Genomic DNA, 25,321 nt, shown 5'->3' with positions numbered 1-25,321 from the left:
GCGCCCGCCCGGCATCATTCGGGCCGCAGGTGGCGGGATTCGCCCACCCCCGCCTCGTCGACGGCCTACTGTGCGGACATGTATCACTACCTACCGTGGTCGCACCAGGAGGAACTCCGTGAACTCGCCCTGTGACCCCCAGTACGCCCCGGCCGGCGATGTGGGCGCGGCACTCATGATGATCGACTCCCGGCTCAAGTCCATCTATGACTCCAAGGCCGAGATCGACCCCGAACAACAGGCGCTGACCGACCAGTTCGCCGCGTCCTTGGGGCCCAAGGGGATCGATGACGTGCTGGACGGTACGTGCACGGTCATCTTCATGTTCATGAACTGGCTGCGCATGGCCTACGAGGATCACGACAAGGACGTCATCGAATGCGTGGTGCCGAACCTGGTGGCCACGCTGCGCATGATGCCCAAGAGCATCCGCCCCGAGGTCATCCCCACCATGGCCGGTCTGGTCGTCGCCGCGGCCACCGGCCTGAGCCCCAACCTGTGGCGCAAACAGTACGGTTACTGGACCGACGAGGAGATGACCTCCCTGGAGGCCACCGCCTTCCTGCTCGCCGAGCACATCAACCGCATCACCGACGACCGTGACTTCGCCGCACGCATGATCAGCGAAGCCCTGTCCCGGTCGGGCGAAGTCTGACGGTCCCCGCCGCGCGGCGCCCGCTCCCCACCGTCCCTCGGCGTGGAGGCTCGGGGAAGTGTTCGGCGACTGCCCTGCTCTGTGCGTCGTCCCTCACGCATCTCCGGCTCCTGGTGGGGTCCCTCCGCTCCGGCCGGGGCGCGCGTCGTCCGGGTCGAGGACCGCCACTGGCAGGGCCGCGCGACCATCGCCGTGACCGACGAACAGCGCTCCGCGGCAGCCGAGGCATCGGTCGCCGCCCTCCGGCAGCGGGTGCCCGCCCCGCACCGAGCTGTTCCCGGCGCTGCCTCTCCAGCCCCGGGGCACGGCGGCCGCCCCACCCGGGTGGGTGCGGCGCACCCACGCGCCGACGGCCGCCCGCGATTAGCGTGGCTGTCATGGAAAGCGAGAACGAACTCGGCGGCTACCTGCGGGCCCGCCGTGCGGTGGTCGCACCGGCGGATGTCGGCCTGCCCGATGACGGGTCCCGGCGGGTTCCGGGGCTGCGTCGTGACGAAGTGGCGCTGCTGGCCGGGATGAGCACGGACTACTACATCCGGCTGGAGCAGGGCCGCGAGCGGCATCCGTCCGAGCAGGTGCTGCGGGCCATCGCCGGGGCACTGCGGCTGGACGACGCGGCGGCCGCCCATCTCTTCCGGCTGGGCCTCTCCGTCTTCGGGACGCCGGCGGCCACCACGACCGTCGCCCCGGAACTGCTGCGGCTGATGGACGGCATGCGTGACACACCGGCGTTCGTCGTCGGGGCGGCGCAGGACGTACTGGCCGCCAACGCGATGGCGCGAGAGCTGTACGGCGGTTTCGTCCGGTACGACAACCTGCTGCGGATGATCTTCCTCGACCCCTTCGCGCGCGAGTTCTACGCCGACTGGGACCACGCGGCGCGCATCGCGGTGGGCAACCTGCGGGCGTCCTCCTCGCTGTTCCCGCAGGACGAGCGCATCGAGCGGGTCGTCGGCGAACTGAGCGTGCGCAGTCCCGCCTTCACGGGCCTGTGGGCGCGCTACGAAGTCCGTCCCCGTACACACGAGGACAAGCGCTTCCGGCACCCACGGGTGGGGGAGCTGCGGCTGCACTTCGAGGCGCTGGCCGTCACCAGCGCCCCCGGACAGCACCTGTCCGTCTACAGCGCGGAACCCGGCAGCGCCGACGCCGACGCCCTGGTCCTGCTCGGCCGGCTGTCCGAGCGGGAAGCGGTCCTGACGGACCGGGACGCTCCCGCGGAGGAAGGGGAATTCCGATCATGACCGCGTCTCTGTCCGACACGGCCGGCACCTTCGAGGTGGCGGGCAAGGAGGTCGCCCGTCTCGGTTTCGGCGCCATGCGCCTGACCGGGCTCGGGGTGTGGGGTGAGCCCGAGGACCGCCAGGAGTGCGTCCGAGTGGTGCGGCGCGCCGTCGAACTCGGCGTGCGGCTGATCGACACCGCGGACTCCTACGGCCCGTACGTGAGCGAGGAGATCATCCGGGAGGCGATCCATCCCTACCGCGACGACGTGCTGATCGCGACCAAGGCCGGGCTGACCCGCAACGGACCCGACGTGATCAGGACCGACGAGGGACTGGTGCGCCTCGGCCCGGCGGCGTGGCCGCCGGTCGGACGCCCGGAGTACCTGCGCCAGCAGGCCCTGATGAGCCTGCGCCGGCTCGGCCTGGACCACATTGACCTGTTCCAGTTGCACCGCGTCGACCCGAAGGTCCCGTTGGCGGAACAGGTCGGCGAGTTGAGGCGGCTCCAGGACGAGGGCAAGATCGTCGCGATCGGACTGTCCCAGGTCACCGTCGATCAGATCGAGCAGGCCCGTTCGATCGCGGAGATCGCCACCGTCCAGAACCGCTACAACCTCACCGACCGCGCCTCCGCCGACGTCCTGGAGTACTGCACCCGGCACGGCATCGGCTTCATCCCCTGGGCGCCGGTGGCCGCGGGCGAACTGGCCCGCCCCGGCGGCCCGGTCGACCGGATCGCGACCACCCACGGGGTGGCCCCGTCGCAGGTGGCGCTGGCCTGGCTGCTGGCCCGCTCGGGGGTCGTCCTGCCCATCCCCGGCACCTCCAAGGTCGCGCACCTGGAGGAGAACCTGGCCGCGGCGACCGTGCGGCTGAGCGACGCGGAAACCGACGAACTGACCGCCGCGGCGTGACGGTCGCCCCGGCCGAAGCGGGCCCCCGCTCGCCCCGGAATGCGGGCCCCCGCCCCTCCGCGCCCTGAGCCTGCCGCCCGCCGGCTCCCCCTCTCCGTCTCCCCCCGCTCCCTCCTGCTCCCACCGAAGAAAGACGCTCACCATGCTGCTTCCCTCCGACGAGGCGGGCCGAGGCCGGCCCGTCGTCCTGCTGCACGCCCGCCCCACCGACCGCACCATGTGGGACGCCCACCTCCCCCTGCTGGCCGAGGCGGGTGTGCGGGCCATCGCCCTGGACCTGCCCGGCCACGGCGACGCACGCGTACCCGCCGACCGTGAGGCGGCCCCCTGGACGGACGTGCTCGACACGCTCGACCACCTCGGGGCCGACCGCTTCGTCCTGGCCGGGAACTCCCTCGGCGCCCTGACGGCGCTCCAGGTCGCCGTCACGGCCCCCGAGCGGGTCGAGGGCCTGGTGCTCGTCGGGTACCGGCCGCACGACCGGCCGGCCTCCCCACGCCTGCGAGCCGCCTGGGACGCCGAAAGGACGGCGCTCGCCGCCGGCGACCTGGACGCGGCGGTGACCGCCGGCGTCGAGGCGTGGACCGCGCCCGGCGCGACCGGCGAAGTCCGCGCTCACGCGGCCCGTATGCTCCGCAGCCGGCTCACCGACCAGCTCGCCCACGGCGAGCCGCCACTGGCGGCCGACCCGCTCGGCGAAGGAACGCAGGCGCTGCGCACCCTGACCGCTCCCGCCCTGGTCGGCGTCGGTGAACACGACATGCCCGACTTCTTCACGGGGGGCGAGGAACTGGCCCGCGACCTCGACGCGGGCCCGGCCGTGGTCATCCCCGACGCGGGGCACCTCGCGCCGCTGGAACAGCCCGCGGCGTTCTGCTCCCTGCTGCTGGACTTCGTCCGCCGTCTCCCGGAGCACCGGCGCTGAGCTGTCGGCCCGTGAGCGGGCGGAGGCGGGCGACGAGGCGTTGTCGGTGGCGACCCGATCCGGCGGGTCGAGCCCGGGAGTGTGTCCTGCGGCGACGGCCGTCCGTGCCGGGCACGCGGGCGGCGCCGGTCCTAGCCGGCGGCGCCCTGCGCGCAGGGAGTGCCGGTGCGCAGGGTGGCGGAGGCGCCGGCGATGACCGAGTCGAGCCTGTCCCGGGTGTGCGTGAGGTCGGTGATGTGCTGGTCGATGTGATCACGCTCAGCGGCCAGGCGGTCGAGAAGCTCAAGCGTGGCCTTGCCGTCGACGACGCAGGGCGTGAGTTCGGCGATGGTCCGGCTGGACAGGCCGGCGGAATACAGCTCCCGGATCACCCGGATCCGGTCGACCGCGGCTTCCGGGTAGTGCCGCTGGCCGCTGTCGCTGCGCTCGGAGGTGAGCAGCTTCTGCTCCTCGTAGTACCGCAGGGCCCTGGTGGTGACGCCCGTCCGGCGGGCGAGTTCCCCGATGCGCATTCCCAGCTCCCTGACCGAGTGGCCCGCGTCACACACGCTTGCCTTTGACGTCAACGTCAAGTTCTAGCGTAACCACTACGCACTTCCTCGGGGAGTTCCCGCCGATACGTCCCCTGGCACGTACGCAAGCACGCACGGCCAGGACGGAACGGAGCGGCCGGCGAATGAGGACATCACCCCGGCCCGGCGAACGACCGATGTCGTGCGACACGCACGGACTCCGCACGCACCACACCTGGAAGAGACACCCGCATGAACACGTACCAGTCGACCGGTCTCACCGGCCCGGCGTCCACCCCGACCGTAGCGGTCGAGCCGCTCGTGCTGCCCGCACCAGAGCGCGGCGAGGACCTGCCCGTACGCGTCTCCGCCCCGGTCACCGGCACCGGTCTGCCGGTCGTTCTGTTCGCGCACGGATTCGGCTCGGACCTCGACGGCTACGCACCGCTGGTCGACCACTGGGCCTCCCACGGCTTCGTGGTCGTCCAGGCCACCCATCTCGACTCCCAGCGGATCGGCATGGCAGCGGACGATCCCCGCAGGCCCCGGATGTGGCGCTACCGCGTGCAGGACATGACGCGCATCCTGGACGAGCTGGAGACCCTGGAGGCGGCCGTGCCCGGCCTGGCCGGCCGGGTCGACCACAGTCGCGTCGTCGCGGCGGGGCACTCCTTCGGCGGCCAGACCGCCGGCATCCTCGTGGGCCTGCGCGTCCACGACCCGGAGACCGGCATCGCCGAGGACCTGTCCGACGCCCGGGTCATGGCCAGCGTCCAGCTCGCCACCGCGGGCAAGGGCGGGGACGAGCTGACCCCCTTCGCCCACGAGAACCTTCCGTGGCTGCGCGATCAGGACTTCTCCCGGATCACCGCCCCCGGGCTGGTCGTCGCCGGTGACCAGGACGACCTGCCGCTCTCCACCCGGGGACCGGCCTGGACGAGCGACCCGTACACCCTCAGCCGGGGCGACAAGAGCCTGCTCACCGTGTACGGCGGCGAGCACTCCCTCGGCGGGATCTCCGGCTACCGGGTGGCGGAGACCACCGATGAGAACCCCGACCGTGTCGCCCTCGTCCAGCAGGTCACCCTCGCCTACCTGCGCCACGTCACCGGCGTGGACCACACCGACTGGGAGACGGCCCGGACCGTCCTCGCCGGCACCCACCCGCTGGGGCGACTGGAGTCCAAGTGACCCCCGGCCGTTGAGGACACCCGCCGCCTTGCGCCCCGGTCGCCGCGACCGGGGCGCCTCGGTCGTCGCTGCCCAGCTGCCGGCGACCGGCGCGCGGGGGACGGCCGAACACGACGGCCGCTGGGTGGCCCCGGCGCCAGCGGTGTGATCATCGGGCCATGGAAGAGTTTCTGGACCTGGCCGAGGTGGAAGCGATCGCCCGCCGCGCGCACGCGCGGCAGACGGACAAGGCGGGCCGCCCGTACGCCGAGCATCTGGCGGCGGTGGCGGACGGGGTCGCCCGGCGCGGCGGCGGTCCCGAACAGATCGCCGCCGCCTGGCTGCACGACGCGATCGAGGACGGCGCGCTGTCCCGCGCCTGGCTCGACGGAGCGGCGCTTCCCGCCGGGGTCAAGGCCATGGTGCTCGCCGTGACCAAGCGGCCCGGCGAACCCCCGGAGGAGTACGCCGCCCGCGTCCTCGCTGTTCCCGGCGCTTCCCTGATCAAGGAAGCGGACCTCGCGCACAACGCCGATCCGGACCGGCTCGCCGTGCTCGACCCGGCGACGGCGGAGCGCCTCGCCGCCAAGTACGCCCGTATGCGCCGCCTGTTGGGGTCGGCCGGCGACTGAGGGGCCGATGGTAAGTTCGGGGATCACACAGGTGAGCGTGGGGGCGATGAGCGGCACTGAAGCGAGCCGGGTCCCGCCGGCCGGCCACGGGCGGTACCCGTACGGCACGGCCACGGCCGCCGCCCCGCGCCGCGCGCCCGCCGCCCCGCGCCTCCTCCCCGTCGGCGCCGGGCCGGCCCGGCGCTCCCGGGCCCGGCCGCACGCACCGCGCGCCCGCGCCGCCGGTGCGTCCGGTGTCCACGGGCTGCCGTCCAGCAGTTCTTGATCACGGTTCAGAGACCAGAGGGGGATTCCCGATGTCCGGTCAGGACAGCCCGCGGATACGGCGCGACATGAACGGGGAGCGGGTGCCCGCGGCGGACACCGCCTCGCCGCGGGACGCCGTTCCCGCCCCCGTACCGGACACCGCCCCGCCGAGGGCCCCCGCTCCCGCCCCCGTGACGTACACCGTCCCCCCGCCTCCGCCGCCCCGCCCCCTGCCCGCCCCCGAATCCGTCGCCGTCACCACCGCCTCCCTCACCGAGGCGGCCGGCCGGCCCCGGCACGGCGAGTCCCTGGTCCGCCGCTCCACCCGCGCGGCCCGCGCCCTCCTCGGCTCCGCCCCCCGGGAGATCGCCGAAGAGGCCCGGATCGCCGAGGAGTTGCAGTATCCGCTCACCACCGGACGCCAGATCGTGGTGACCAGCATCCGCGGCGGCGCCGGGAAGACCACCGTCACCGCCCTGCTCAGCCGCACCTTCAACCACTACCGCCGCGACCCGGTCGTCACCGTCGAGGCCGACGCCGCGCTCGGCACCCTCCCCACCCGGCTCGGCGCCGAGACCGTCCGCTGGAGCTGTGCCGATCTCGCGCGGATCCTCGCACCGTCCCCGCACGCCGGCCAGCTCACCGACATCACCGGCTATCTCGTCCCGCTGGAGGGCGGCTGGCTGCTGCCCGGCAGCCAGGGACGCATCGGCGCCCCGCTGGGCATCCCCGAGTACCGGACCGTCATGGCCGGGCTGCGCCGCCGCTTCGGAGTGACGGTCGTCGACTGCGAGACGCTGCCCGGCGAGCTGGCCCGTACCGCCGTGGACACCGCGCACGCCCGGGTACTGGTCGCACCGGCCACCCTGGAGGGCGTCAGCAGCACCCGCGCGGTGCTCGACTGGATGGCCGGCCTGCCGGGACCCGTACTCGCCACCACCGTGATCGCGCTCACCGTCTCCACACCGGACGCGAGCTTCGGGGTGAAGGCCGCCACCCGCCATCTGGAGGAGACCGGGGCACGGGTCGTCGTCGTCCCGTACGACCGGCACCTCGCCGCGGGCGGCCCGGTCCGTACCGCCCTGCTGGCCCCGGAGACGAGGGTCAGCGCGACTCGGCTGGGTGCCGAGACACTGCGCCGCGCGGTGAGCGCGGGCTGAGCGCACGGACACCGGGCTCGGGTACGGGCCGGGCGCACGGACACCGGGTTCGGGTACGGGCCGGGTGTACGGACGCCGGGCCGGGGTACGGGCCGGGCGTACGAACGAAGAGGCGGGCGGGACGGCGTTCCGGCGGGCGCGCCACCACCCCGAGCGGCCCCGGCCGGTACCTCATTCGGTCCCGGCCCGGCGGGATGAGACCGCTTCCGGTCCGCGCCGCCCGCATGATGGGCCGGTGATCAGTGTCCTGTTCGCCGTCCTGACCGCGATCAGCAACGGCTCCGCCTCGGTGCTCCAGCGCCGCGCCGCGTCCACCGTCCCGGACCGGGCCGCCATGCGCCTCTCGCTGATCGGCGGACTGCTGCGGCAGAAGGTGTGGCTGGCCGGGATCGGCCTGGTCCTGGTGGCCGCGGGCTGTCAGGCGATCGCGCTCGCCACCGGCCCGATCGCCGTCGTCCAGCCGATCTTCGTGATGGAGCTGCCCGCCACCCTGCTGCTCGCCAGCCTGCTCTTCCGAAGACGGCTGCCCCGCTCCACCTGGTACGGAGTCGCCGCGGTGACTTGCGGCCTGGCCCTCGCGATGGCCACCGCCGCCCCCGGCGGCGGCAGCGACACCGTGCGTCCGGCCGCCGCCTGGATCCCGGCGCTGCTCATCACCTGCGCGGCCGAGGCGGCCCTGATCCTCTGGTCCGTCCGGCTGCGCGGCAACGCGCGGGCCGCCGCCCTCGGGCTCGCGGCGGCCGGCGGATACGCGCTGACCGCCGCCCTGATGAAGGACGCCGTGGCCCGGCTCGACACCGGCGGGCTCGGCGCGCTGTTCTCCTCCTGGCAGCTCTACGCCACGGCCGTCGCGGGCGTGGGGGCGCTGTTCCTGCTGCAGAACGCACTCCAGGCGGGCTCCCTGGCCGCCTCGCAGCCGATGCTCACCCTCGGGGACGCGCTGATCAGCGTCGTGTACGGCGTCATGCTGTTCGGCGAGAGCGTGCGCACCGGCTGGTGGCTGCTGCCCCAGTTGGCCGGCGTCGTCCTGATCGCCGTGGGCTGCCTGGAGCTGGCCCGCTCGCCCCTCGCGGCGGGCGGGCCGCCCCCGGCCAGGCGCGTGCGCTGAGGCGGCGGGCACGGAGCGGACCGCGGGAGCCCGGCGGGGCGCCCGGTCACGCCGGCCCGCGGGTCAGCCCTCCCCCGGAGGCCCCTCCGAGGGCAGCCCGGTGACCCGCATGGTGATGTTCAGCCGCCCGGAGGCCAGCCCGGTCGCCGGATCGCCCGTCCCCGGATACACCTTCGGCACCCCGTGGTACGCGAAGCGCGACGGGCCCCCGAAGACGAACAGGTCGCCGGAGGCGAGTTCGACATCGGTGTACGGCTTGGCGCGGGTCTCGGTGTTGCCGAAACGGAAGAGGCAGCTGTCCCCGATGGTGAGCGAGACGACGGGGGCGCCGGAACGCTCGTCCTTGTCCTGGTGCATGCCCATCCTGGACTCGCCGTCGTAGAAATTGATCAGGGCGGTGTCGGGCGCGTACCCGTCGCCCGCCGCCGGATCCCCGTACGCCTCCACGAGCGCCCGCCGCCCCAGCCCGGCCAGCCAGCCGGGGAACGCGGCGACCCGCCGGCCGTTCACGTCGTCGGCGGTCCTGCTGTACCGGTACGGCTGCCAGTGCCAGCCCACGCACACGGTCCGCACCGACATGACGCCCCCGCGCGGCAGCCTCGTGTACCGGATCGGCACCGGCCCGGTGGCCCACTCCCGGCAGGCGACGACAAGCTCGCGCTGCTGGTCGAGGCTCAGCCAGCCGGGCACGTGCACCGCACCCGGAGCGATCTCCATGGGCGGGCGGGGGATCAGGGCGTTCACGGCAAGTCCTGGGGATGTCCTGGAGGAAACGGCTGGTCCCGGAAACGCGAGAAACCCCTGATCGACAGGGGTTCCAGCCGGTGTCCGAGGGGGGACTTGAACTCTTCACTCGGGCACCAGCCTCCAACCACTCTGACCTGGGGAAATGCCCGTCGCCAGGCTGGATTTCGGCGGACGTTTCTCCTGTTCTTTCCTACTGTTTCAGGCTCTCTCGGGCCCCTGTTGGTCATGCGTTGGTCACGTGACCAATCATCCTCCGAGGCGTCCGTCCCTGGTCAGGCTTCTGGGACCGCGCCACGGGGCTACGCCCAGTCTGCACGGTCGCGTACGTGACCGCGTACCGGGGTGGGCCGGCGCGGTCGGGGACCTGTTTATGCAAGGACACGCATAGTCACGTTCACGCATGGACGCGTAGCGCCACCCCCTCTACTGTCGTTGGCCAGGCGGCCCAAACGGGGCCAGAGCAAGGGGGTTTGGCATGGCCGAACGTTCGGCACTCACCCGGCTCACGGGCAACGGCAACGGCGAGTGCGGAGAGAAGGACTGTCCGAACGTGTACCGCACGGCTACCGGATCGTTCGTGGTGCAGGGCGACGTGTCCGCCGCCTTCACCCCGCCTGCTGGGGAAGGGCTCGTGGAAATCCCGGAGGCGGTTCTCAGGGAGGCGTTCCGTGCACTTGGATGGTGACGCGTGGAATGACTGCTTCGATTCCATGGAGCGGGAGGCGTGGCGGCTGGAGACGCTGCCCGTCTACACCATGCCCCAGGAAGAGGAGAAGCTGAAGCGCTTTCTCGCCGGGGAGAAGTCGCCGGATGATTACACCTCGGCGTGGATGGACGAGGTCCGGCAATGGGCCTCGGAAGGAAAGAGCGTTGGCCGGGTGCATGTCGTGACGCGCCCGCTTTCGGATTACCTGCGGTTCGAGTTCGAGTATTACTACCGGCACCACGTGAAGGCGGGCGAGGATATCCGTATCCTCGATCTCACCGACCGTGAGAATCCAGGACTGCCGGATCAGGACTTTTGGATGTTCGATGAGTCCAAGGTAGTTCTGATGAATTACCGGGCGGACGGAACACAGATCAATCGGGAACTGTGCGAAGGTGACCCGGAGCCGTACCGACAGTTGAAGCGGATCGCCGTGGCCGAGTCGGTTCCATTCCTGGAGTACGTGAGCGGGTGACGTTCGACCCTGAACAGTTGGGGCAGCCAAAACAGGAACTGGCAGCCCTGCTGAGAGAACTGCGCAAGCGAGCCGGCCTCACTGGGGACCGGCTCGCTCGGCGTTGCAACATGTCCCAATCGAAGATCAGCCGGATCGAGAACGGGAAGGCTCAGCCGAGCCTGCTGGACCTGGAGAGAATCCTCCGGGCTGTCGTTGCTCCGCCCGAGGCCATCGAGGAGGTCATCGCCCTTGCGCGGCTGGCCAACACCGAATGGCAAGACCTGCGCTCGCTGCGGCGTAGGGGCCTTGAGAAGAAGCAGACTGAACTTTCAGCCCTCGAATCCTCGTCTATGAAATTCCGCTTCTTCCTGCTCTCGATGATTACGGGACTGCTGTCCACCCCTGAGTACATCCGGGCCAGCCTTGCCAATTCTCCGGCCGATGTCACTAAGACGATCGCGAGGAAGCTGGAGCGGCAAGAGGTTCTTTACGATACGAAGAAGCGTTTTACCTTCATCCTGACCGAGCAGGCTGTGAGGTGGCCGCTCCTGCCCCCGGCTGCGATGGCGATGCAGATTGACCGGCTGTCCTCACTTACCCACCTGACGAACGTGAAGCTCGGCGTTATCCCCATCACGGGATACAAGCCCATGGCGCCCATGGACACCTTCACCGTCTACGACAACACGCTGGCCACTGTGGAGAACACAACCGGTGTTGTGATCCTGAGAGATCCAAGAGACATCGAAATGCATCTCGAACTTTTCTCCACGCTGGAGGGTTATGCGTTGTTCGGGGAGGAAGCGCGAGCCTTGTTGGCGGAGTGGTCTGCCGCTTGCCGTTCATGATCTTTAGTCCATGACGGGAAAGAACTACACAGCCGCCGGTTTCTGGGCCAATGATTTCCCCCATGGCGGCGACCGAGCGAGACGAGACGAGAAACCGCGACGGGACGCATGACCCTGCGGGTGTCATACGACGGCGGCCGGACGTACGGCCCCGTGTGAGGTGCAGGTGGACCCGCGCAACGCAGTGATCTTGGGTTCACCGACCAAGTACCCGCCCTGCGGGTGCCCTCGCTGCACGGGCCGCAGCTCGCCGTCTGTGAGTGATCTCCGCCCTGTCGCGGCGGAGCCGAAGACGGCGTGAGTCGTGGCCTGGGCCGCTGGGTGCTGCGCCACTTCGGCCGGTACGCGGGGCCGCTGTACCTGGCCATGATCCTCAGCGGCTGTGCCCTGGTTTGCGCCGGAGCCCTGGCGACCCGGTAACCGCCGGACTCGCCGCTGTCCCCCTTTGCTTCCCGCCTGATCCCGGGCGGGAATCCCCGAGAAGAGAAAGGTAGTCCGATGGTGGAGGAGAACACCGGTTCGGTGGCCCCCGAGGGGGGTGGCCTGCTCGTCGCGAAGCGGAAGATCGTGGCCGCGCGCACCCGCGCTGAGCAGGAGTCTGACGTCAGCAGTGGCCGTTCCGACGGCAACGACTGACGGGAGCGCCCACGTTGCTTGATGCAGCCTCGTGGGCGGGGCGCCTGGGCGGGGACACGTTCCTCGCCCAGACGTACCACCGCTCCTACGCGCACCTCCCCGGGGCCGCCGACACGGCGGGCCTGTTCTCCTGGGACGACCTGAACCGGATCATCGCCACGCAACGGCTGGAACCGCCCCGGCTGCGCCTGTCGGTCGACGGCGAGATGGTCCCGCTGCACCGCTATGCGATCCCCACCGCGAACCGCCGCGCGGTCACCTGGTCCCGCATCCAGCCGTCCGACTTCCACGCCCAGCTCAGGGACGGAGCGTCGCTGGTCCTCGACGCGGTGGAGAAGATCCACCCCGCTGTGGGGGTGGCTGCGGAGGGGCTGGCTCGCTTCCTCGGGACTTCCGTGCAGGCCAACGTGTACGCCTCGTGGACCGAGCGGGAGGGCTTCGGACGGCACTGGGACGACCATGACGTTGTGGTGGTGCAACTGCACGGTGCGAAGCGGTGGCGCCTGTGGGGGATGACACGTGAGGCGCCCACCTTCCGGGACGTGGAGTCGCCGGAGGAGCCGGAGGGCGACCCGATGGCGGACCTCGTTCTGTCCCCGGGTGACGTGCTCTACCTGCCGCGCGGTTGGTGGCACGCGGTCACCGCTGACCAGGGGACGGAATCCCTTCACCTGACGTTCGGCATGGTCCCGCACACGGGCGCTGACCTGATGCTGTGGGTCGTCGATCAGCTCCGGGCATCCCTCGCGCTGCGGAGAGAGATCCCGCGCTTCGGCTCGCTGACGGAACAGTCGGACTTCACCGACGCGCTGCGCCGTGAGGTGGCCGACATGATGGCGGACCCCCGCCTCGTGGAGCGGTGGGCAGAGTCGATCGACACGACGGACCTGGGCCACGCGATCCCGTCCCTGCCCTACGTGGGCGGACTCCCCGCACGGTCGGACATCACGGTCAAGCTCACCACCCCGAGGGGCCGCCTGACGGCGAACCGCGAACAGGGCACAGTCACCCTCTCGGCGGCCGGTACGGCGTGGGACTTCTCCGAGTCCGCAGCTCCCGCGCTGGGCACGCTGCTGACCAACCAGCCGACCACGCTCGGCGAACTCGCCGACTCCGCCGGACTGGAGGTCAAGGACGTGGCCGAACTGGTCTCCGTCCTCATCGACGGTCACGCCGTTGCAGTCGTGGGGACGGCACTGTGACCGCCGCGCTCTGCCTGGGGACATACCGCGTGCGTGCCGTCAGCCAGGCGGCACGCACCGCCCTGGCTGCCGGTAGCCCCTGGGTGGACACGGCACCCAACTACGCCCATGGTCAGGCGCATGAGGAACTGCGCCCGGTTCTCGGGCAGTACCCGACCGTGCGGGTAGCCACGAAGACGGGGTTCTTCACGGCGGAGCAAGGCCGCACCGCCCTGGCTGAGGGCGTGCTCACCAGGGCAGAGATGGCCGGTAGGCACAGCCTTGAGCGGGGCTTCGTCCGCTGGCAGACGGAGCGGTCGTTGGCCGCGCTTGGGCGCGTGGACCTGGTGTTCGTCCACAACCCCGAGCACCACGGGCACGGCCTTGACCGTGCCGCTCTGCACTGGCGTGTGAGGGAAGCCTTCACCGCGCTGGAGGAGTTCGCCCACGCGGGCAGGATCGGCGGGTACGGCGTCGCCACATGGTCGGGCCTGACCTCCGGGGCGTTCAGCGTGCCCGAGTTGCTCACGCTGGCCCGGCAGGCGGCGGGTTCCGCCGAGCACCACTTCACGGGGTTGCAGATGCCCGTGAGCCTGGTCATGGATGCTCCGATCACACAGGCCCTGAACGGCGGTGGGCCGCTCGTGCAGGCGAAGGACGCCGGGCTGATCACGTTCGGCTCCGCTCCGCTGCACGGGGGCGAACTCCTCGATGCCATGACACCCGAACTGGTGAACCTCATCCGCCCCGGCCTATCGCCCGCAGCCGCTGCCCTGCTGGCCGCTGGCTCGTGCCCTGGCCTCGACGTCGTCCTCACCTCCGCGAGCACCCGCGAGCACTGGGACGATGCAGCCAAGGCTCTGGCTGCGCCGCTGACGGCCCAGGAACTCAGGAGGGTGACGGATGAACTCGCCGGTAAATGAGGAGGTACAGGCCCTGATGGAGGCCGCCCACGACCGGGCGGCTCAGGAACTCGGGCTCACGTGCACGGGGCCGCTGGCGTGGGGCTTCCTCGGTGTCACCCTCGGACGCCGAGCGGGGGACCGGTGGCTACGGGTGAGTCGGACGGCGAAGAGGAACGCGGGCAGGAAGCGGGGGGAGGGCATCGTCGGCGCCTCAGAGCTGGTGCCTGACGGTGTCCGTCGCCCCCGCCTGTACGAGGTGCACGACTGGACTGACGGCGAGTGGGCTTTCGAGGCGGAAGTCCTTGACTACGTCACGCAACCCATCGTGTCCCCGGACCGAGCCGACATCGACCACGACCCCGGCTTGCCTGACGAGTGGTGGTCGGACCTTCGCCAAGCCCTTGCCTTGCTCGCTGAAGCGGAGGGGGTGAAGGTCACCGTCCGGGGCGGCTGGATCGAACGGGCCTTCCCCCAGTTCCTCGGCGTCCCGGCCCCCGCGAAGGTGGAGCGGGTGACCGGTCACGGTGACCTGCACTGGGGCAACCTCACCGCCGCACCCCTGTGCCTGCTGGACTGGGAGCGATGGGGACAGGTGCCCTTCGGCTACGACGCGGGACTCCTCCACGCCAACAGCCTGCTTGTTCCTCACGTAGCCGCCCGCATCCGCAAGGAGTTCGCGCCGGTCCTCGACACCCCCGCCGGCCGAATCGGGGAACTGGCAGCCCTGGCCGAGATGCTGCAAGCCGTAGCCCGTGGCTGGTACCCCGACCTTGCACCTCACCTCGTGGCCCGTGCAGGGGCGCTCACCGGAGTGCGCCCGCCCGTCCCGGTGCACTCCGAGCTGAGCGCCTGACTGCCCCCCTGTGCGCCTGGCTCAGGCGCTCTCACCGATGTGCCGGTACAAGGTGGCCCGGGAGACGCCCACGGCCTTGGCGATGGCGGTGACGCTCTCTCCCTTGGCGTGCCGAGCACGGGCTGCGGCTAGCTTGTCGTCGTCCACGACGGTGGAGTGTCCGCCGTGGTTGCCCTTGCGGGCCGCAGTGTCCAGCCCCTCCAACGTTTTCTCCCGGATGCCCTCTCGCTCGACTTCCGCGCTGACAGCGAGTACGGCGAAGACTATGGCTCCCGCCCCGTTCGGGTCTCCCATCGTGAGGCGGTAGGCAGGATCCGGCTATGCAACGGCCGGGCACTCCCGATCGACCCAGCGATCCACGTCCGCAAGGCGGAAGCGCAGGTGCCCGCCGATCTTTCGGGCAAGGATGTTGAGCGGCCGGTGGTTGTTGTAGACCCACGCGGGCGTGACGCCCGGGTACTCGGCCAGTTCGGCCACGCGGCTGGCCGCTTCCGGAGCGGGCCGACTCGGCCTGTCATCCCTGGTCTGACCAGGAGATTCGCTCGGCTGTTGGTCACGTGGTTGGTCACGCCACAGCCGGAGAAACAGAAAAACCCCAGGTGAACTGGGGTCTCTGCTGGTGTCCGAGGGGGGACTTGAACCCCCACGCCCGATAAAGGGCACTAGCACCTCAAGCTAGCGCGTCTGCCATTCCGCCACCCGGACCAGGTGTCTGCCGGTTCGCCCTGGGGCGTTCCGACGTGGAAAACCATAGCAAACATTCAGGGGTGCCCGATCACGGCCGGTCCCGTGTGACGGGCGTGTGACGGGCCGGGGCCCGCCTTGGGCGCGGGAGCGGATCGCGGGAGTATGGAGGACCAGCAGCCCGGAACCGGGCCGGGGGACCACCAGTGACAACCGTGGGAGTGAGCAGCGTGAGCGAGCCGAACGCGGGCAGGACCGTATCGGGCGAGGACGAGGTCGTCGACCTCTGCCGTGACCTGATCCGGATCGACACCAGCAACTACGGCGACCACTCGGGGCCGGGGGAGCGGGCCGCCGCCGAGTACGTGGCGGAGAAACTGGCCGAGGTGGGGCTCGAACCGAAGATCTTCGAGTCGCACAAGGGCCGCGCCTCCACCGTCGCCCGGATCGAGGGCGAGGACCCCTCCAAGCCGGCCCTGCTCATCCACGGCCACACCGATGTCGTCCCGGCCAACGCCGAGGACTGGCGCCACCACCCCTTCTCTGGCGAGATCGCGGACGGCTGCGTGTGGGGCCGGGGCGCGGTCGACATGAAGGACATGGACGCGATGACCCTCGCGGTCGTACGGGACAGGATGCGCAGCGGACGCAAGCCCCCGCGCGACATCGTGCTGGCCTTCCTCGCCGACGAGGAGGCGGGCGGTACGTACGGCGCGCGCTTCCTGGTCGACAAGCATCCGGAACTCTTCGAGGGCGTCACCGAGGCGATCAGCGAGGTCGGCGGGTTCTCCTTCACCGTCAACGAGAACCTGCGCCTCTATCTGGTCGAGACGGCCCAGAAGGGCATGCACTGGATGCGGCTCACGGTGGACGGCACCGCGGGGCACGGCTCGATGACCAACAACGACAACGCGATCACCGAACTGTGCGAGGCCGTGGGGCGGCTGGGCCGGCACCAGTGGCCGGTGCGGGTCACCAAGACCGTGCGGTCCTTCCTGGACGAGCTGTCCGACGCGCTCGACACCCCGCTCGACCCGGAGGACATGGACGCCACGCTCGCCAAGCTCGGCGGCATCGCCAAGATGATCGGCGCCACCCTGCGCAACTCGGCGGCGCCGACCATGCTCGGCGCCGGCTACAAGGTGAACGTGATCCCCGGCCAGGCGACCGCGCATGTCGACGGCCGCTTCCTGCCCGGGTACGAGGAGGAGTTCCTCGCCGACCTCGACCGGATCCTCGGCCCCCGGGTCAGGCGCGAGGACGTGCACGGCGACAAGGCGCTGGAGACGAGCTTCGACGGGAAGCTGGTGGACGCCATGCAGACGGCGCTCTCGGCCGAGGACCCGATCGCGCGGGCCGTCCCCTACATGCTGTCGGGCGGTACGGACGCCAAGTCCTTCGACGACCTCGGCATCCGGGGCTTCGGCTTCGCCCCGCTGAAGCTGCCGCCGGAGCTGGATTTCGCCGGGATGTTCCACGGCATCGACGAGCGGGTGCCGGTGGACGGCCTCACGTTCGGTGTGCGCGTCCTCGACCGCTTCATCGACCACAGCTGAGCCCCGCCGGGGCCTCCGCCAAATGGCGGGGTCCCGGAACGCCTCGTAATTCGTCAGCCTGTGCGTATGCACCTGAGAAGAGTGAATGCCGCCAAACGGTCGTAGCCTCACTGATTCCTCCTCGTTACAGGTGTGCGGTCCGCGGCTGGGACCGCACGTGCTCTCCAAGGAGGAAGAATGATCAAGAAGGTCGTCGCTGCCGCGGCTGTCACCGGTGGTCTCGTGCTCGCGGGCGCGGGCATGGCCGTCGCCGACTCCGGCGCACAGGCCGCCGCCATCGGTTCGCCCGGTGTGCTCTCCGGCAACGTGGTCCAGGTCCCCGTTCACATCCCGGTGAACGTGTGTGGCAACAGCATCAACGTGATCGGGCTGCTGAACCCCAGCTTCGGCAACGTCTGCATCAACAAGTGACGTCGTAGCTCTCACCCCGTGCGGGTCTGAGCCCGGCCCCGGCCCCGGAGCGCGCTCCTCGCGCTCCGGGGCCGCTGGGCATCCTGCCCCGGCACCGATGCCCAGGGCAGTCACCAAAGGCAGAAGGACAGGGATCGAAGCAATGAGGCAGGTCACGCGCAAGAGCCTGATCACCGTGGCGGCGGCGGGCGGCGTGCTCGCCCTCGGTGGCGGCCACGCGCAGGCGGACGCCGGAGCCGGCAGTACCGCGGCGAATTCCCCGGGCGTGCTGTCGGGGAACAACGTCCAGGTGCCGGTGCACGTGCCGGTCAACGTGTGCGGCAACACCGTCGACGTCGTCGGGGTGCTCAACCCGGCCTTCGGCAACAAGTGCGCCAACACGTCGGGCAAGCCGTCCGGCGGATACGGTGAGGCGCACGGCGGCGGCGCGCACACCACCCCGGCCCACGAAGGCTCCCACCAGGGCGGATCGCACCCGGGCGGCACGCACACCCTGCCGGCCGAGGGCCCCCACGCGGGCGGTTCGCACGCCGGTGGCTCGCACGCCGAGAGCGGTACGGCCAACTCGCCGGGCGTCGGCTCGGGGAACAACGTCCAGGTGCCGATCGACATCCCGGTCAATGTGTGCGGCAACAGCATCGACGTGGTCGGGCTGCTGAACCCCACCTTCGGCAACGACTGCGAGAACATCGAGTCTCCCGTCACCCCGCCGCCGGTCCAGCCCGAGAAGCCCGGTGAGCCCGGCACACCGGGCAAGCCCGGAGAGCCGACCGGCCCGCGCGTCGTCCCCCCGGCTCCGCACACTCCGAACACCCCGGAGACGCAGACCGTCGCGGAGACCGAGCCGGAGGCCGAGGAGGAAGTGCTCGCTTCGACCGGTGCCGGCGGCCTCGGCATCGCGATCCCGGTGGGCGCCGGCATGCTGCTGGCGGGCACCGTTCTCTACCGCCGCGCCCGCGCCTCCGCGTAGTCGCACGCCCGGAGCCCGTCCTCGGGAGCGGTCATCTCCGCCCGGAGGCGGGCGGGACCCCGGCGACAGGTCCGGGACACCAGGGGCGGGCCCCGCAGCAGCGGGGCCCGTTCCGCCGTAGTCACCAGGTGGCGCGCACCTGGCGGATGATGCGCCGGCGCAGCCGCACCCTGCGGCTGCCGTCCCGGTGCAGGCTCAGACGGTCAAGTTCCCAGTGCCCGTACTCGGCGTGGTCGGTGAGCAGACGGGCCGCATCCTTGCGGGAGACCCCGCGCGGCACGTACACGTCGACAAATTCGTATTCCGGCATCGCATCTATTGTGCGGGCAGAGCCCCGGTACGGATAGCGTCTGCACTATGTCTGATGCTGCGCAGCCCACCGCTGCCGAGGTACGCGCTGCCGCCGAGGCGGTCAAGGCCGCTCTGGACCGCCACCTGGCAGCGGTCGAAAACCGTACGGGCGAGGACGACCCGGCCGTCTCCGACGCGTTCAACGCCCTCGCCGTCGCCGCCGAGGTGTACGACGAGCGGCTCTACAACCGCTACGACGAGGTCACCCCCTTCGAGATCCCGGACCCGGACGACTCCCTGCCGCCCTACAACGGTCCCGAGGAGCCCAACGCCCTCAGCGTGCTGATCCGGCGTGACTACGCGGTGGTGGAGCCGCAGCGGCTGCTCGCACAGGCACAGCGCATCGCCGATGTGGAGCGCGACAGCGACACCGGAGCCGTGGTGGGCGGCAGTGTGCACGCCGCCCTCGGAGTGCTCTTCGGCGAGTACGAACCGGATGAGATCGCCTCCCGGCACAAGGAGTTCGGCCTCGAAGAGGGCGATTCCACACTCTGGGTCGCGGCGGCGGAAGAACTCCCGGAACCGGGGGAGTGGCTGTCGGCCCCCTTCGATCAGGCGGACCCCCAGCAGGTGGTGTGCCGGTTCGACGTCAGTGCCGTCTTCGACGAGGACGACCTCGACGCCGACCTGGACGACCTGGAGGAACAGGACGCCTGACGGCGCCCGCGCCGGGCCCCCGGAACGCTCCAGGGGGCCCGGCCGGCCGGTCACCGGTCCGGCTGTCGCGCCGCCGGGGCCAGCAGCGTCTCCAGCAGCGGGCGCAGCCGGGTGGTGCGCTCCTCGGACGGGATGTCCGCCACCGCGCGGGCCAGCGCCCCCTCGACGCCGTGGACCACCGACAGATGGCGCTCACCCCGGCCGAAGGCCGTGAAGACCCAGGGGCGGCTGAGGCCCGGTGCCGCGTCCCCGGGGAGGACGACGACCGCCGCTGGCCAGCGCATCCCCGCCGCCTGGTGCGCGGTGAGGGCCCAGCCGTGGCGGACGGCCGACTCGACGCGGTCCCGGGGGACGACGACCGCCACCCCCGCGCAGTCCAGCCGCAGCCCCTCGGCGTCCGCCGAGAGCACCGTGCCCTGAAGCGTCCGGCCGGGCGCCGGTCCGTAGGCCACGCTGTCGCCCGGGTCGAAGCCGCCGAACGCGCCGGGGCCCGGGTTGAGGCGCTGTTTGAGCGCCGCGTTCAGGGCGCGGGTGCCGGCGGAGCCGCCGTGGCCCACCGTGATGACCTGCGTCTGCCCCGGCGCCATGTCGAAGGCGCGCGGCACCGACTCGGTGACCAGCTGCACCGTGCGGTGCACGGCTTCCCCCGCGTCACGGACCGGGACGATCACCACTTCCCTGCCGGGCGCCTCGACCTGGTTCAGCTCGCCGACGCCGATCCCCGACACCAGTTCGCCCACCGGTCCGGGATCGGGGGTACGGGAGGCCACCCGTGGACACACCCCGGACGCCAGCAGATCGCCGAACACCCGGCCGGCGCCCGCCGACCACAGCACCCCGGGATCGCCGCTGAGCACCAGCCGGGCAGCGTCGGGCAGGGACTCCACGAGCATCGCGGCCGTCTCCACATCCAGCTGTGGCGCGTCCAGCACCACGAGGAGGTCCAGTGCGAAGGCTCCCTCGGCGTCCCGCCCCGGACCCTGGGCACCGGCGAGCAGCCCGGCCACGGTGACCGCGCCGACCTCGGCGCCCAGCCGGGCGCGGCCGTTCTCGCTGTGGACCGCGACGAGCGCGCGCAGCCCGAGCGAGCGCGCCGCCCCGGCCAGGGCGACGGGCTCGGCCCGCGCCGCCTCGCCGCCGGTGTGCAGTACGAGCCCGTGGCCGGCGACGGCGCGGATCAGCTCGGCCGCCGAGGGAGAGGGGGCTCCGGCCGCCGCCTCGGCCCAGGATTCGGCGGCGGCGCCGGAGATCTGCTGCCCGGTCTTGACCAGCCGGGCGAGTCCGTCCGCGAGGCTCTCCTCGGCGAGCGCGTACCGGTCGAGTCCCAGCAGCACCGGGACCGGCGCGCGGTCCGTCCCGGACGCCGGGGTGTCCTCCCCGCCGGGGGCCGGCTCCGCGGCGCTCCCGTCGTCCTGGCCACCGTCCTGGAAGACCAGCACGGCCCCCTCGGCGACGGCGTGCCGGACCGCGGCGTCCGGGTCGGGCACCGCGTGCCCGGCGAGCGCCTCGCGCACCGAGGACGCCTCCAGCGCGGTGTGCCCGCGCAGCGCGGCGCGCTCCAGCAGCCGGCCGACGAGCGCGGCGGCCCTGCGCTCGTCGCCGGGGCCGCACGCCGCCCCCAGCAGCGCCCGCGCGAACCCGTCGGCCTGCTCGGGCCGCACCACCGGGGCGGCGAGCAGCAGCCACGGATTCTCACGCAGCGCGTCGGCGGCCCGCTCCCCGAGCGCCTCGCACAGCTGCCCGGCGAGCGCCTCCGGCGCGCCGCCCTCCCCGAGCACGGCCCGGACGGCGGCCACGGCCTCGGGCGGTGTGGCCCGTGCCCCGGCCGATGCCCCGGCCGAGGGGGACGGGGAGCGGAGCTGCGCGTGGTCCTGGGCGGCGGCCGAGGAGGGCGTGGAGCCGGGCTGGGGGGCGCCGGGTGACGCCTCGGCCGGCTGCGGGCGGATGGCGGCCGCCGGAGCCCGCTCGGGCGCCGCACGGGCCAGCAGGGCCGGGTCCACAGGGGCGCCGCTCTCCATGGCCCGTACGGCGGCGAGCAGATCGGCGGCCTGTCCGCTCAGCTTCGCGCCGGCCGTGATCGGCCCGTCCTTCTCCGCCTTCCGCCGCTCGATCCGCTCCCGCAGCTCCCGCTGCGCGGCCAACTCGGCCTCGGCCTCCGACGGAGCCGCCGCCTCGGCACCGTCCCCGGACTTCTCCCCGGCGGCCTCGGCGGCCTCGGCCTCCGTACCGTCGCCGCCCGTACCCTCGTCGCCCGTACCCTCGTCGCCCGAAGCGTCGTCGCCCGTACCGTCGTCGCCCGAAGCGTCGTCGTCCGAAGCGCCCACGTCGGAAGCCGAAGCCGGAGCGCCGGACTCGACCGCCGGGTCCGGCACGGCCTCGGTGACCTCGTCGGCGGCCCGGTCGGCCGGCTCGGGCGCCGGCTCGGCCTCCGCCACGGCGGCGGGGTCGCGGTCCGTACTCACAGCGTGCTCCAGTCCTGGTCGGGATAGCGGTGCACGGGCGCCGACACATCGTCGAGCGCCTGGCAGATCTCGTCAGGAAGACTAAGGCTCTCCACTGACAACGCCTCCGTGAGCTGCTGTGCGTTGCGCGCGCCCACGATCGGCGCCACGACGCCCGGGCGGTCCCTGACCCAGGCGAGCGCCACCTCCAGGGGGGTCGCCGCCAGCCCCTCGGCGGCGGTCACGACGGCGTCCACGATCCGTCGCGCCGCCTCGTCCAGATACGGCTCGACGAACGGCCCCATCTGCTCGGACGCGCCCCGCGAATCCGGCGGTACGGCGTTCCGGTACTTGCCGGTGAGGACCCCGCGGCCGAGCGGGGACGAGGGCAGCAGGCCGACCTCCAGGTCGTTCGCGGCGGGCAGCACCTCGCGCTCCACTCCGCGCTGGAGCAGTGAGTACTCCATCTGGGTGCTGGCCAGCCGGGTGCGTATCCCGGGCGCGGCGAGCTGCCAGGTGGCCGCCTTGGCCAGCTGCCAGCCGCAGAAGTTCGACACCCCCGCGTATCTGGCCCGGCCGCTGGTGACCGCGATGTCCAGCGCGCTGAGGGTCTCCTCCAGCGGTGTGTCGGCGTCGAAGGCGTGGATCTGCCACAGATCCACGTAGTCCGTCCCCAGCCGCTCCAGCGACGCGTCGAGCGCCGAGAGCAGATACCCGCGCGACCCGTCGAAGCGGCGGTACGGATCGGGCACGCTGCCCGCCTTCGTCGCGATGATCAGATCCCGGCGCGGCACGAGCCGCTCGACGAGGCGGCCGAGCAGATATTCGGCCTCCCCGCCGCCGTACACGTCCGCCGTGTCGATCAGCGTTCCACCGACTTCCCAGAATGTCTTCAACTGGTCGGCGGCGTCGTGTTCGTCGGTGTCCCGTCCCCAGGTCAGGGTGCCGAGCCCGATCCTGGACACACGCAGGCCGGTACGGCCGAGATGCCTCTGCTCCATGGCGGTTGAGATTACTGGCCACGGCCGCACGCCGAGAGAGCCTGTGGACAACGGGGCCCTGACGGATGCCGGGACGGCGCGCTAGAGTCCCGCAGACAGGGACGTTACTCATCGGTAATCGGCGCTCGAAAATCGGGTCGTCGGTTCACCGGTATACGGCAAGGGAGTGGCTATGCGGCTCGGCATCAACCTCGGCTACTGGGGCGCGGGGATGGACAGCGACAATCTCGCGGTCGCGCAGGAGGCCGACCGGCTCGGCTACGACGTCTGCTGGGCCGCCGAGGCGTACGGCTCCGACGCTCCGACCGTACTGAGCTGGGTCGCCGCGCAGACCGAGTCCATCGACGTCGGTTCCGCGATCCTCCAGATCCCGGCGCGCCAGCCCGCGATGACGGCGATGACCGCCGCCACCCTCGACTCCCTGTCCGGCGGCCGGTTCCGGCTCGGCCTCGGCGTCTCGGGGCCGCAGGTGTCCGAGGGCTGGTACGGCGTGAAGTTCGACAAGCCGCTGGCCCGCACCCGGGAGTACGTCGAGATCGTCCGCCGGGCCATGACCCGCGAACGGCTGTCGTACGACGGCGCGCACTGGACGCTGCCGCTGCCCGGCGGCCCCGGCAAGCCGCTGAAGCTCACCGTCCACCCGCAGCGCGAGCACATTCCGCTCTACATCGCCGCGATCGGCCCGAAGAACCTGGAGCAGACCGGGGAGATCGCCGACGGCGCGCTGCTGATCTTCCCCTCGGCCGCGCATCTGGAGGAGACGGCGATCAGCCATCTCCGGGCGGGCCGGGAGAAGGCCGGGCTGACCATGGAGGGCTTCGACGTCTGCCCCACCGTTCCGATCGCCGTGGGCGAGGACATCCACGCCCTGGCCGACACCTTCCGCTCGTACACCGCCCTGTACGTGGGCGGGATGGGAAGCCGCAGCCAGAACTTCTACAACCGGCTGGCGGCGCGCATGGGGTACGAGAAGGAGGCCGCGGAGATCCAGGACAAGTACCTCTCCGGCGACAAGAACGGCGCGGCGGCCGCCGTACCGCACCAGCTGATCGACTCGACCACGCTGCTCGGCACGGTCGACCGGATCGCCGACCGGATGCGGGAGTACGGCGCCGCCGGGGTCACCACGCTGACGCTCGCCCCGGCCGGGTTCACGCTCGACGAGCGGATCGAAGCGCTGCGGGTGGGCACGCGCGCCCTGGAGCGGGCCGGGCTGGCGTCGTGACCGGACCGGCGTGAACGGGCCGGCGGCGCCGGGGGTGGCCCGACCCCGGGGAGCTCCGCGGCCGTGGCGGGGGCTCGGGGGAGGGCGTCCCCGCCACGGCCGTCTTCTCCCGCAACGCCTCCGGGTGTCCTCGGTCACGCGCCGGACGGCCCCCGTGGTCCTTCGTTCGGCTCAGCGGAACGGCGCACCTGTTGCCTGTCGCCCCGCGCCCCCTTTGACTCGATGTCCGGGGGCTGACTCGATGTCCGGGGGTCTGTTCCCACGGATGACGGCAATGGAGGCGGCAGTGGTGCTCTCGGCCCGAAGTCTGTTCCAGGAGATCCTGGACAACGACCGTACCTACCGGCTGTTCTGCTCCATCGCGGCCAGCGGCGAGGCCCAGGGCGGCTGGGAGAACAGCCGGATCGCCGCTCTGGTGCCCGCGTCCATGCGCGATCTGGCCCCCAAGATCACCCGGCACGGCACGGACGAGGACAAACATGGACGGATCTTCCACGCCCTGCTGCGAAAGCGCCGCCTCCAACCCGTCGAGGTACCGCCGGAGACGGACTACACCATGCTGTTGGAACAGCGCGGCATCGGGCTCACACACAGCAAGCTGCGGGCGGACCGGCCGCTTACCGAGGAGGACGTCGTCGTCTACCTCGCGCACAGCCGCATCACCGAGCAACGGGCCGCCGACCAGATGAAGATGCTGGTCAGGTTCTTCGGTGACCACCCCGAGGTCGGCCGGGCCATCAGGGCGATCAGCGCCGACGAGGACAACCACCTCGGCTACTGCCACGAAGAACTGCTGCGGCTGGCGCGGGCGGGCCGCGGCCGGATGATCCAACGGGTGCTGCGGGAGTGCGCCCTCGCCGAGATCGAGGTCTACCACGAGGTGAGTATCGCCGTGATGGACCGGATGGGCCGCCTCCTGGGCTGGCCCCGGCCCAAGGCGGCGCTGCTCGCGGCCGGTATCCACGCGCTGTACCGGTACGAACGGCTCGTCGGCTGGCGCCGGATGGTCACGCTCAGGATGCCGGAGCGGCCCGACCCCCTCGGCCGTCCCGCGACCGCAGCCCCGGCCTTCTGAGCGGCCCGCCCGCGCCCACCGGCACCCGCGACCGGACCCCGCGTCCACCGGCACCCGCGACCGGACCCC

General features: G+C 71.7%; 30 protein-coding genes and 1 tRNA gene. 23 read left to right on the top strand and 8 right to left on the bottom strand.

Annotated features, from left to right (window positions below; genetic code table 11):
- Window positions 1–118: 118 nt before the first annotated feature.
- The 4 genes from ACFY6S_RS12875 to ACFY6S_RS12860 all read left to right on the top strand — a co-directional run bounded on the left by ACFY6S_RS12875 (window position 119) and on the right by ACFY6S_RS12860 (window position 3,720).
- The gene (locus tag ACFY6S_RS12875) at window positions 119–655 is read left to right on the top strand and encodes a hypothetical protein (RefSeq protein WP_388826538.1); all 537 of its coding nucleotides are present in this window, start codon (window positions 119–121) and stop codon (window positions 653–655) included.
- 377 nt (window positions 656–1,032) lie between these two features.
- The gene (locus tag ACFY6S_RS12870; protein WP_388826535.1) at window positions 1,033–1,899 is read left to right on the top strand and encodes a helix-turn-helix domain-containing protein; all 867 of its coding nucleotides are present in this window, start codon (window positions 1,033–1,035) and stop codon (window positions 1,897–1,899) included.
- Window positions 1,896–2,795, top strand: coding sequence for an aldo/keto reductase (locus ACFY6S_RS12865; RefSeq protein WP_388826532.1), 900 nt, complete (start codon window positions 1,896–1,898; stop codon window positions 2,793–2,795). Before ACFY6S_RS12870 ends, ACFY6S_RS12865 begins: the two co-directional genes overlap by 4 nt.
- Window positions 2,796–2,937: 142 nt before the next feature.
- Entirely contained in the window at window positions 2,938–3,720 is a 783-nt protein-coding gene (locus ACFY6S_RS12860) for an alpha/beta fold hydrolase (protein WP_388826530.1), read from the top strand.
- A 131-nt stretch (window positions 3,721–3,851) separates the two neighbouring features.
- Here the strand turns inward: ACFY6S_RS12860 and ACFY6S_RS12855 are convergent, their stop codons facing one another.
- The gene (locus tag ACFY6S_RS12855) at window positions 3,852–4,232 is read right to left on the bottom strand and encodes a MerR family transcriptional regulator (RefSeq protein WP_388826527.1); all 381 of its coding nucleotides are present in this window, start codon (window positions 4,230–4,232) and stop codon (window positions 3,852–3,854) included.
- Window positions 4,233–4,484: 252 nt separating this feature from the next.
- On the opposite strand from ACFY6S_RS12855, the gene ACFY6S_RS12850 reads away from it, so the two are divergent.
- From ACFY6S_RS12850 to ACFY6S_RS12830, 5 genes are all read left to right on the top strand, one after another.
- Window positions 4,485–5,423, top strand: a complete 939-nt coding sequence (locus ACFY6S_RS12850; RefSeq protein ID WP_388826524.1) for an alpha/beta hydrolase family protein — start codon at window positions 4,485–4,487, stop codon at window positions 5,421–5,423.
- Between the two features lie 158 nt (window positions 5,424–5,581).
- Window positions 5,582–6,034 (top strand): HD domain-containing protein, encoded by a 453-nt coding sequence (locus tag ACFY6S_RS12845; protein ID WP_388826521.1) that lies wholly within the window; start codon window positions 5,582–5,584, stop codon window positions 6,032–6,034.
- A 46-nt stretch (window positions 6,035–6,080) separates the two neighbouring features.
- Window positions 6,081–6,299, top strand: coding sequence for a hypothetical protein (locus ACFY6S_RS12840; protein ID WP_388826517.1), 219 nt, complete (start codon window positions 6,081–6,083; stop codon window positions 6,297–6,299).
- Between the two features lie 31 nt (window positions 6,300–6,330).
- Window positions 6,331–7,440: a type VII secretion protein gene (locus ACFY6S_RS12835; protein WP_388826514.1), complete on the top strand. Its 1,110-nt coding sequence runs from the start codon at window positions 6,331–6,333 to the stop codon at window positions 7,438–7,440.
- Window positions 7,441–7,675: 235 nt separating this feature from the next.
- Window positions 7,676–8,548, top strand: a complete 873-nt coding sequence (locus ACFY6S_RS12830; RefSeq protein ID WP_388826511.1) for a DMT family transporter — start codon at window positions 7,676–7,678, stop codon at window positions 8,546–8,548.
- A 63-nt stretch (window positions 8,549–8,611) separates the two neighbouring features.
- On the opposite strand, the gene ACFY6S_RS12825 is transcribed toward ACFY6S_RS12830, so the two are convergent.
- A complete protein-coding gene (locus ACFY6S_RS12825) occupies window positions 8,612–9,265 on the bottom strand; it encodes an alpha-ketoglutarate-dependent dioxygenase AlkB family protein (RefSeq protein WP_388826838.1) in 654 nt (217 codons plus the stop codon).
- 505 nt (window positions 9,266–9,770) lie between these two features.
- Here ACFY6S_RS12825 and ACFY6S_RS12820 point away from each other — a divergent pair.
- The 8 genes from ACFY6S_RS12820 to ACFY6S_RS12785 all read left to right on the top strand — a co-directional run bounded on the left by ACFY6S_RS12820 (window position 9,771) and on the right by ACFY6S_RS12785 (window position 14,881).
- Window positions 9,771–9,980: a hypothetical protein gene (locus ACFY6S_RS12820; protein WP_129768018.1), complete on the top strand. Its 210-nt coding sequence runs from the start codon at window positions 9,771–9,773 to the stop codon at window positions 9,978–9,980.
- Window positions 9,964–10,476 carry a DUF6879 family protein gene (locus ACFY6S_RS12815; protein ID WP_388826506.1) on the top strand — a complete coding sequence of 171 codons (513 nt, stop codon included), beginning with the start codon at window positions 9,964–9,966 and terminating at the stop codon, window positions 10,474–10,476. Before ACFY6S_RS12820 ends, ACFY6S_RS12815 begins: the two co-directional genes overlap by 17 nt.
- Window positions 10,473–11,306: a helix-turn-helix domain-containing protein gene (locus ACFY6S_RS12810; RefSeq protein ID WP_388826503.1), complete on the top strand. Its 834-nt coding sequence runs from the start codon at window positions 10,473–10,475 to the stop codon at window positions 11,304–11,306. Before ACFY6S_RS12815 ends, ACFY6S_RS12810 begins: the two co-directional genes overlap by 4 nt.
- Before the next feature lie 297 nt (window positions 11,307–11,603).
- Entirely contained in the window at window positions 11,604–11,726 is a 123-nt protein-coding gene (locus ACFY6S_RS12805; protein WP_388826500.1) for a hypothetical protein, read from the top strand.
- A 78-nt stretch (window positions 11,727–11,804) separates the two neighbouring features.
- On the top strand, window positions 11,805–11,942 hold the full coding sequence (locus ACFY6S_RS12800; RefSeq protein WP_169435287.1) for a hypothetical protein: 138 nt from the start codon (window positions 11,805–11,807) through the stop codon (window positions 11,940–11,942).
- A gap of 14 nt (window positions 11,943–11,956) precedes the next feature.
- Entirely contained in the window at window positions 11,957–13,144 is a 1,188-nt protein-coding gene (locus tag ACFY6S_RS12795) for a cupin domain-containing protein (protein WP_388826497.1), read from the top strand.
- Window positions 13,141–14,046, top strand: a complete 906-nt coding sequence (locus ACFY6S_RS12790; protein WP_388826494.1) for an aldo/keto reductase — start codon at window positions 13,141–13,143, stop codon at window positions 14,044–14,046. Before ACFY6S_RS12795 ends, ACFY6S_RS12790 begins: the two co-directional genes overlap by 4 nt.
- Complete coding sequence (locus ACFY6S_RS12785; protein ID WP_388826491.1) at window positions 14,027–14,881, top strand: hypothetical protein; 855 nt, start codon at window positions 14,027–14,029, stop codon at window positions 14,879–14,881. Before ACFY6S_RS12790 ends, ACFY6S_RS12785 begins: the two co-directional genes overlap by 20 nt.
- A gap of 21 nt (window positions 14,882–14,902) precedes the next feature.
- Here the strand turns inward: ACFY6S_RS12785 and ACFY6S_RS12780 are convergent, their stop codons facing one another.
- The 3 genes from ACFY6S_RS12780 to ACFY6S_RS12770 form a co-directional block, all read right to left on the bottom strand.
- Entirely contained in the window at window positions 14,903–15,175 is a 273-nt protein-coding gene (locus ACFY6S_RS12780; RefSeq protein WP_388826488.1) for a helix-turn-helix domain-containing protein, read from the bottom strand.
- 24 nt (window positions 15,176–15,199) lie between these two features.
- The gene (locus ACFY6S_RS12775; protein WP_388826485.1) at window positions 15,200–15,358 is read right to left on the bottom strand and encodes a helix-turn-helix domain-containing protein; all 159 of its coding nucleotides are present in this window, start codon (window positions 15,356–15,358) and stop codon (window positions 15,200–15,202) included.
- 140 nt (window positions 15,359–15,498) lie between these two features.
- Window positions 15,499–15,586, bottom strand: a tRNA-Leu gene (locus ACFY6S_RS12770).
- A 209-nt stretch (window positions 15,587–15,795) separates the two neighbouring features.
- On the opposite strand from ACFY6S_RS12770, the gene ACFY6S_RS12765 reads away from it, so the two are divergent.
- The 3 genes from ACFY6S_RS12765 to ACFY6S_RS12755 all read left to right on the top strand — a co-directional run bounded on the left by ACFY6S_RS12765 (window position 15,796) and on the right by ACFY6S_RS12755 (window position 18,502).
- Window positions 15,796–17,121, top strand: a complete 1,326-nt coding sequence (locus ACFY6S_RS12765; protein ID WP_388826482.1) for a M20/M25/M40 family metallo-hydrolase — start codon at window positions 15,796–15,798, stop codon at window positions 17,119–17,121.
- 177 nt (window positions 17,122–17,298) lie between these two features.
- A complete protein-coding gene (chpH, locus tag ACFY6S_RS12760; RefSeq protein ID WP_388826479.1) occupies window positions 17,299–17,532 on the top strand; it encodes a chaplin ChpH in 234 nt (77 codons plus the stop codon).
- 142 nt (window positions 17,533–17,674) lie between these two features.
- On the top strand, window positions 17,675–18,502 hold the full coding sequence (locus ACFY6S_RS12755) for a chaplin family protein (RefSeq protein ID WP_388826476.1): 828 nt from the start codon (window positions 17,675–17,677) through the stop codon (window positions 18,500–18,502).
- Between the two features lie 121 nt (window positions 18,503–18,623).
- Here ACFY6S_RS12755 and ACFY6S_RS12750 read toward each other — a convergent pair whose 3' ends face one another.
- On the bottom strand, window positions 18,624–18,812 hold the full coding sequence (locus tag ACFY6S_RS12750; protein ID WP_114625034.1) for a DUF5703 family protein: 189 nt from the start codon (window positions 18,810–18,812) through the stop codon (window positions 18,624–18,626).
- 47 nt (window positions 18,813–18,859) lie between these two features.
- Between ACFY6S_RS12750 and ACFY6S_RS12745 the strand changes: the two genes are divergently transcribed.
- Window positions 18,860–19,510 carry a hypothetical protein gene (locus ACFY6S_RS12745; RefSeq protein ID WP_388826473.1) on the top strand — a complete coding sequence of 217 codons (651 nt, stop codon included), beginning with the start codon at window positions 18,860–18,862 and terminating at the stop codon, window positions 19,508–19,510.
- Between the two features lie 50 nt (window positions 19,511–19,560).
- On the opposite strand, the gene ACFY6S_RS12740 is transcribed toward ACFY6S_RS12745, so the two are convergent.
- Window positions 19,561–21,972, bottom strand: a complete 2,412-nt coding sequence (locus ACFY6S_RS12740) for a helix-hairpin-helix domain-containing protein (RefSeq protein ID WP_388826471.1) — start codon at window positions 21,970–21,972, stop codon at window positions 19,561–19,563.
- Window positions 21,969–22,952 (bottom strand): aldo/keto reductase, encoded by a 984-nt coding sequence (locus tag ACFY6S_RS12735; RefSeq protein WP_388826468.1) that lies wholly within the window; start codon window positions 22,950–22,952, stop codon window positions 21,969–21,971. Before ACFY6S_RS12735 ends, ACFY6S_RS12740 begins: the two co-directional genes overlap by 4 nt.
- Window positions 22,953–23,124: 172 nt before the next feature.
- On the opposite strand from ACFY6S_RS12735, the gene ACFY6S_RS12730 reads away from it, so the two are divergent.
- Together ACFY6S_RS12730 and ACFY6S_RS12725 are read left to right on the top strand one after the other, a co-directional pair.
- A complete protein-coding gene (locus tag ACFY6S_RS12730; RefSeq protein WP_388826465.1) occupies window positions 23,125–24,177 on the top strand; it encodes an LLM class F420-dependent oxidoreductase in 1,053 nt (350 codons plus the stop codon).
- Between the two features lie 289 nt (window positions 24,178–24,466).
- Complete coding sequence (locus ACFY6S_RS12725) at window positions 24,467–25,252, top strand: ferritin-like domain-containing protein (protein WP_388826835.1); 786 nt, start codon at window positions 24,467–24,469, stop codon at window positions 25,250–25,252.
- Window positions 25,253–25,321 lie beyond the last annotated feature (69 nt).

The organism is Streptomyces sp. NPDC012835, assembly GCF_042900885.1.
Classification (GTDB): domain Bacteria; phylum Actinomycetota; class Actinomycetes; order Streptomycetales; family Streptomycetaceae; genus Streptomyces.
The sequence above is the reverse complement of the archived record's forward strand: the minus strand, read 5'-3'. Positions and strand labels throughout refer to the sequence as shown.

What these genes read in the sequence shown, in the direction of transcription:
- ACFY6S_RS12870 (WP_388826535.1), top strand. Translation starts at nt 1,033, where the DNA reads ATGGAAAGCGAGAACGAACTCGGCGGCTACCTGCGGGCCCGCCGTGCG.
- ACFY6S_RS12865 (WP_388826532.1), top strand. Translation starts at nt 1,896, where the DNA reads ATGACCGCGTCTCTGTCCGACACGGCCGGCACCTTCGAGGTGGCGGGC.
- ACFY6S_RS12860 (WP_388826530.1), top strand. Translation starts at nt 2,938, where the DNA reads ATGCTGCTTCCCTCCGACGAGGCGGGCCGAGGCCGGCCCGTCGTCCTG.
- ACFY6S_RS12855 (WP_388826527.1), bottom strand. Translation starts at nt 4,232, where the DNA reads ATGCGCATCGGGGAACTCGCCCGCCGGACGGGCGTCACCACCAGGGCC.
- ACFY6S_RS12850 (WP_388826524.1), top strand. Translation starts at nt 4,485, where the DNA reads ATGAACACGTACCAGTCGACCGGTCTCACCGGCCCGGCGTCCACCCCG.
- ACFY6S_RS12845 (WP_388826521.1), top strand. Translation starts at nt 5,582, where the DNA reads ATGGAAGAGTTTCTGGACCTGGCCGAGGTGGAAGCGATCGCCCGCCGC.
- ACFY6S_RS12840 (WP_388826517.1), top strand. Translation starts at nt 6,081, where the DNA reads ATGAGCGGCACTGAAGCGAGCCGGGTCCCGCCGGCCGGCCACGGGCGG.
- ACFY6S_RS12835 (WP_388826514.1), top strand. Translation starts at nt 6,331, where the DNA reads ATGTCCGGTCAGGACAGCCCGCGGATACGGCGCGACATGAACGGGGAG.
- ACFY6S_RS12825 (WP_388826838.1), bottom strand. Translation starts at nt 9,265, where the DNA reads ATGGAGATCGCTCCGGGTGCGGTGCACGTGCCCGGCTGGCTGAGCCTC.
- ACFY6S_RS12820 (WP_129768018.1), top strand. Translation starts at nt 9,771, where the DNA reads ATGGCCGAACGTTCGGCACTCACCCGGCTCACGGGCAACGGCAACGGC.
- ACFY6S_RS12800 (WP_169435287.1), top strand. Translation starts at nt 11,805, where the DNA reads ATGGTGGAGGAGAACACCGGTTCGGTGGCCCCCGAGGGGGGTGGCCTG.
- ACFY6S_RS12785 (WP_388826491.1), top strand. Translation starts at nt 14,027, where the DNA reads ATGAACTCGCCGGTAAATGAGGAGGTACAGGCCCTGATGGAGGCCGCC.
- ACFY6S_RS12780 (WP_388826488.1), bottom strand. Translation starts at nt 15,175, where the DNA reads ATGGGAGACCCGAACGGGGCGGGAGCCATAGTCTTCGCCGTACTCGCT.
- chpH (WP_388826479.1), top strand. Translation starts at nt 17,299, where the DNA reads ATGATCAAGAAGGTCGTCGCTGCCGCGGCTGTCACCGGTGGTCTCGTG.
- ACFY6S_RS12755 (WP_388826476.1), top strand. Translation starts at nt 17,675, where the DNA reads ATGAGGCAGGTCACGCGCAAGAGCCTGATCACCGTGGCGGCGGCGGGC.
- ACFY6S_RS12750 (WP_114625034.1), bottom strand. Translation starts at nt 18,812, where the DNA reads ATGCCGGAATACGAATTTGTCGACGTGTACGTGCCGCGCGGGGTCTCC.
- ACFY6S_RS12745 (WP_388826473.1), top strand. Translation starts at nt 18,860, where the DNA reads ATGTCTGATGCTGCGCAGCCCACCGCTGCCGAGGTACGCGCTGCCGCC.
- ACFY6S_RS12735 (WP_388826468.1), bottom strand. Translation starts at nt 22,952, where the DNA reads ATGGAGCAGAGGCATCTCGGCCGTACCGGCCTGCGTGTGTCCAGGATC.
- ACFY6S_RS12730 (WP_388826465.1), top strand. Translation starts at nt 23,125, where the DNA reads ATGCGGCTCGGCATCAACCTCGGCTACTGGGGCGCGGGGATGGACAGC.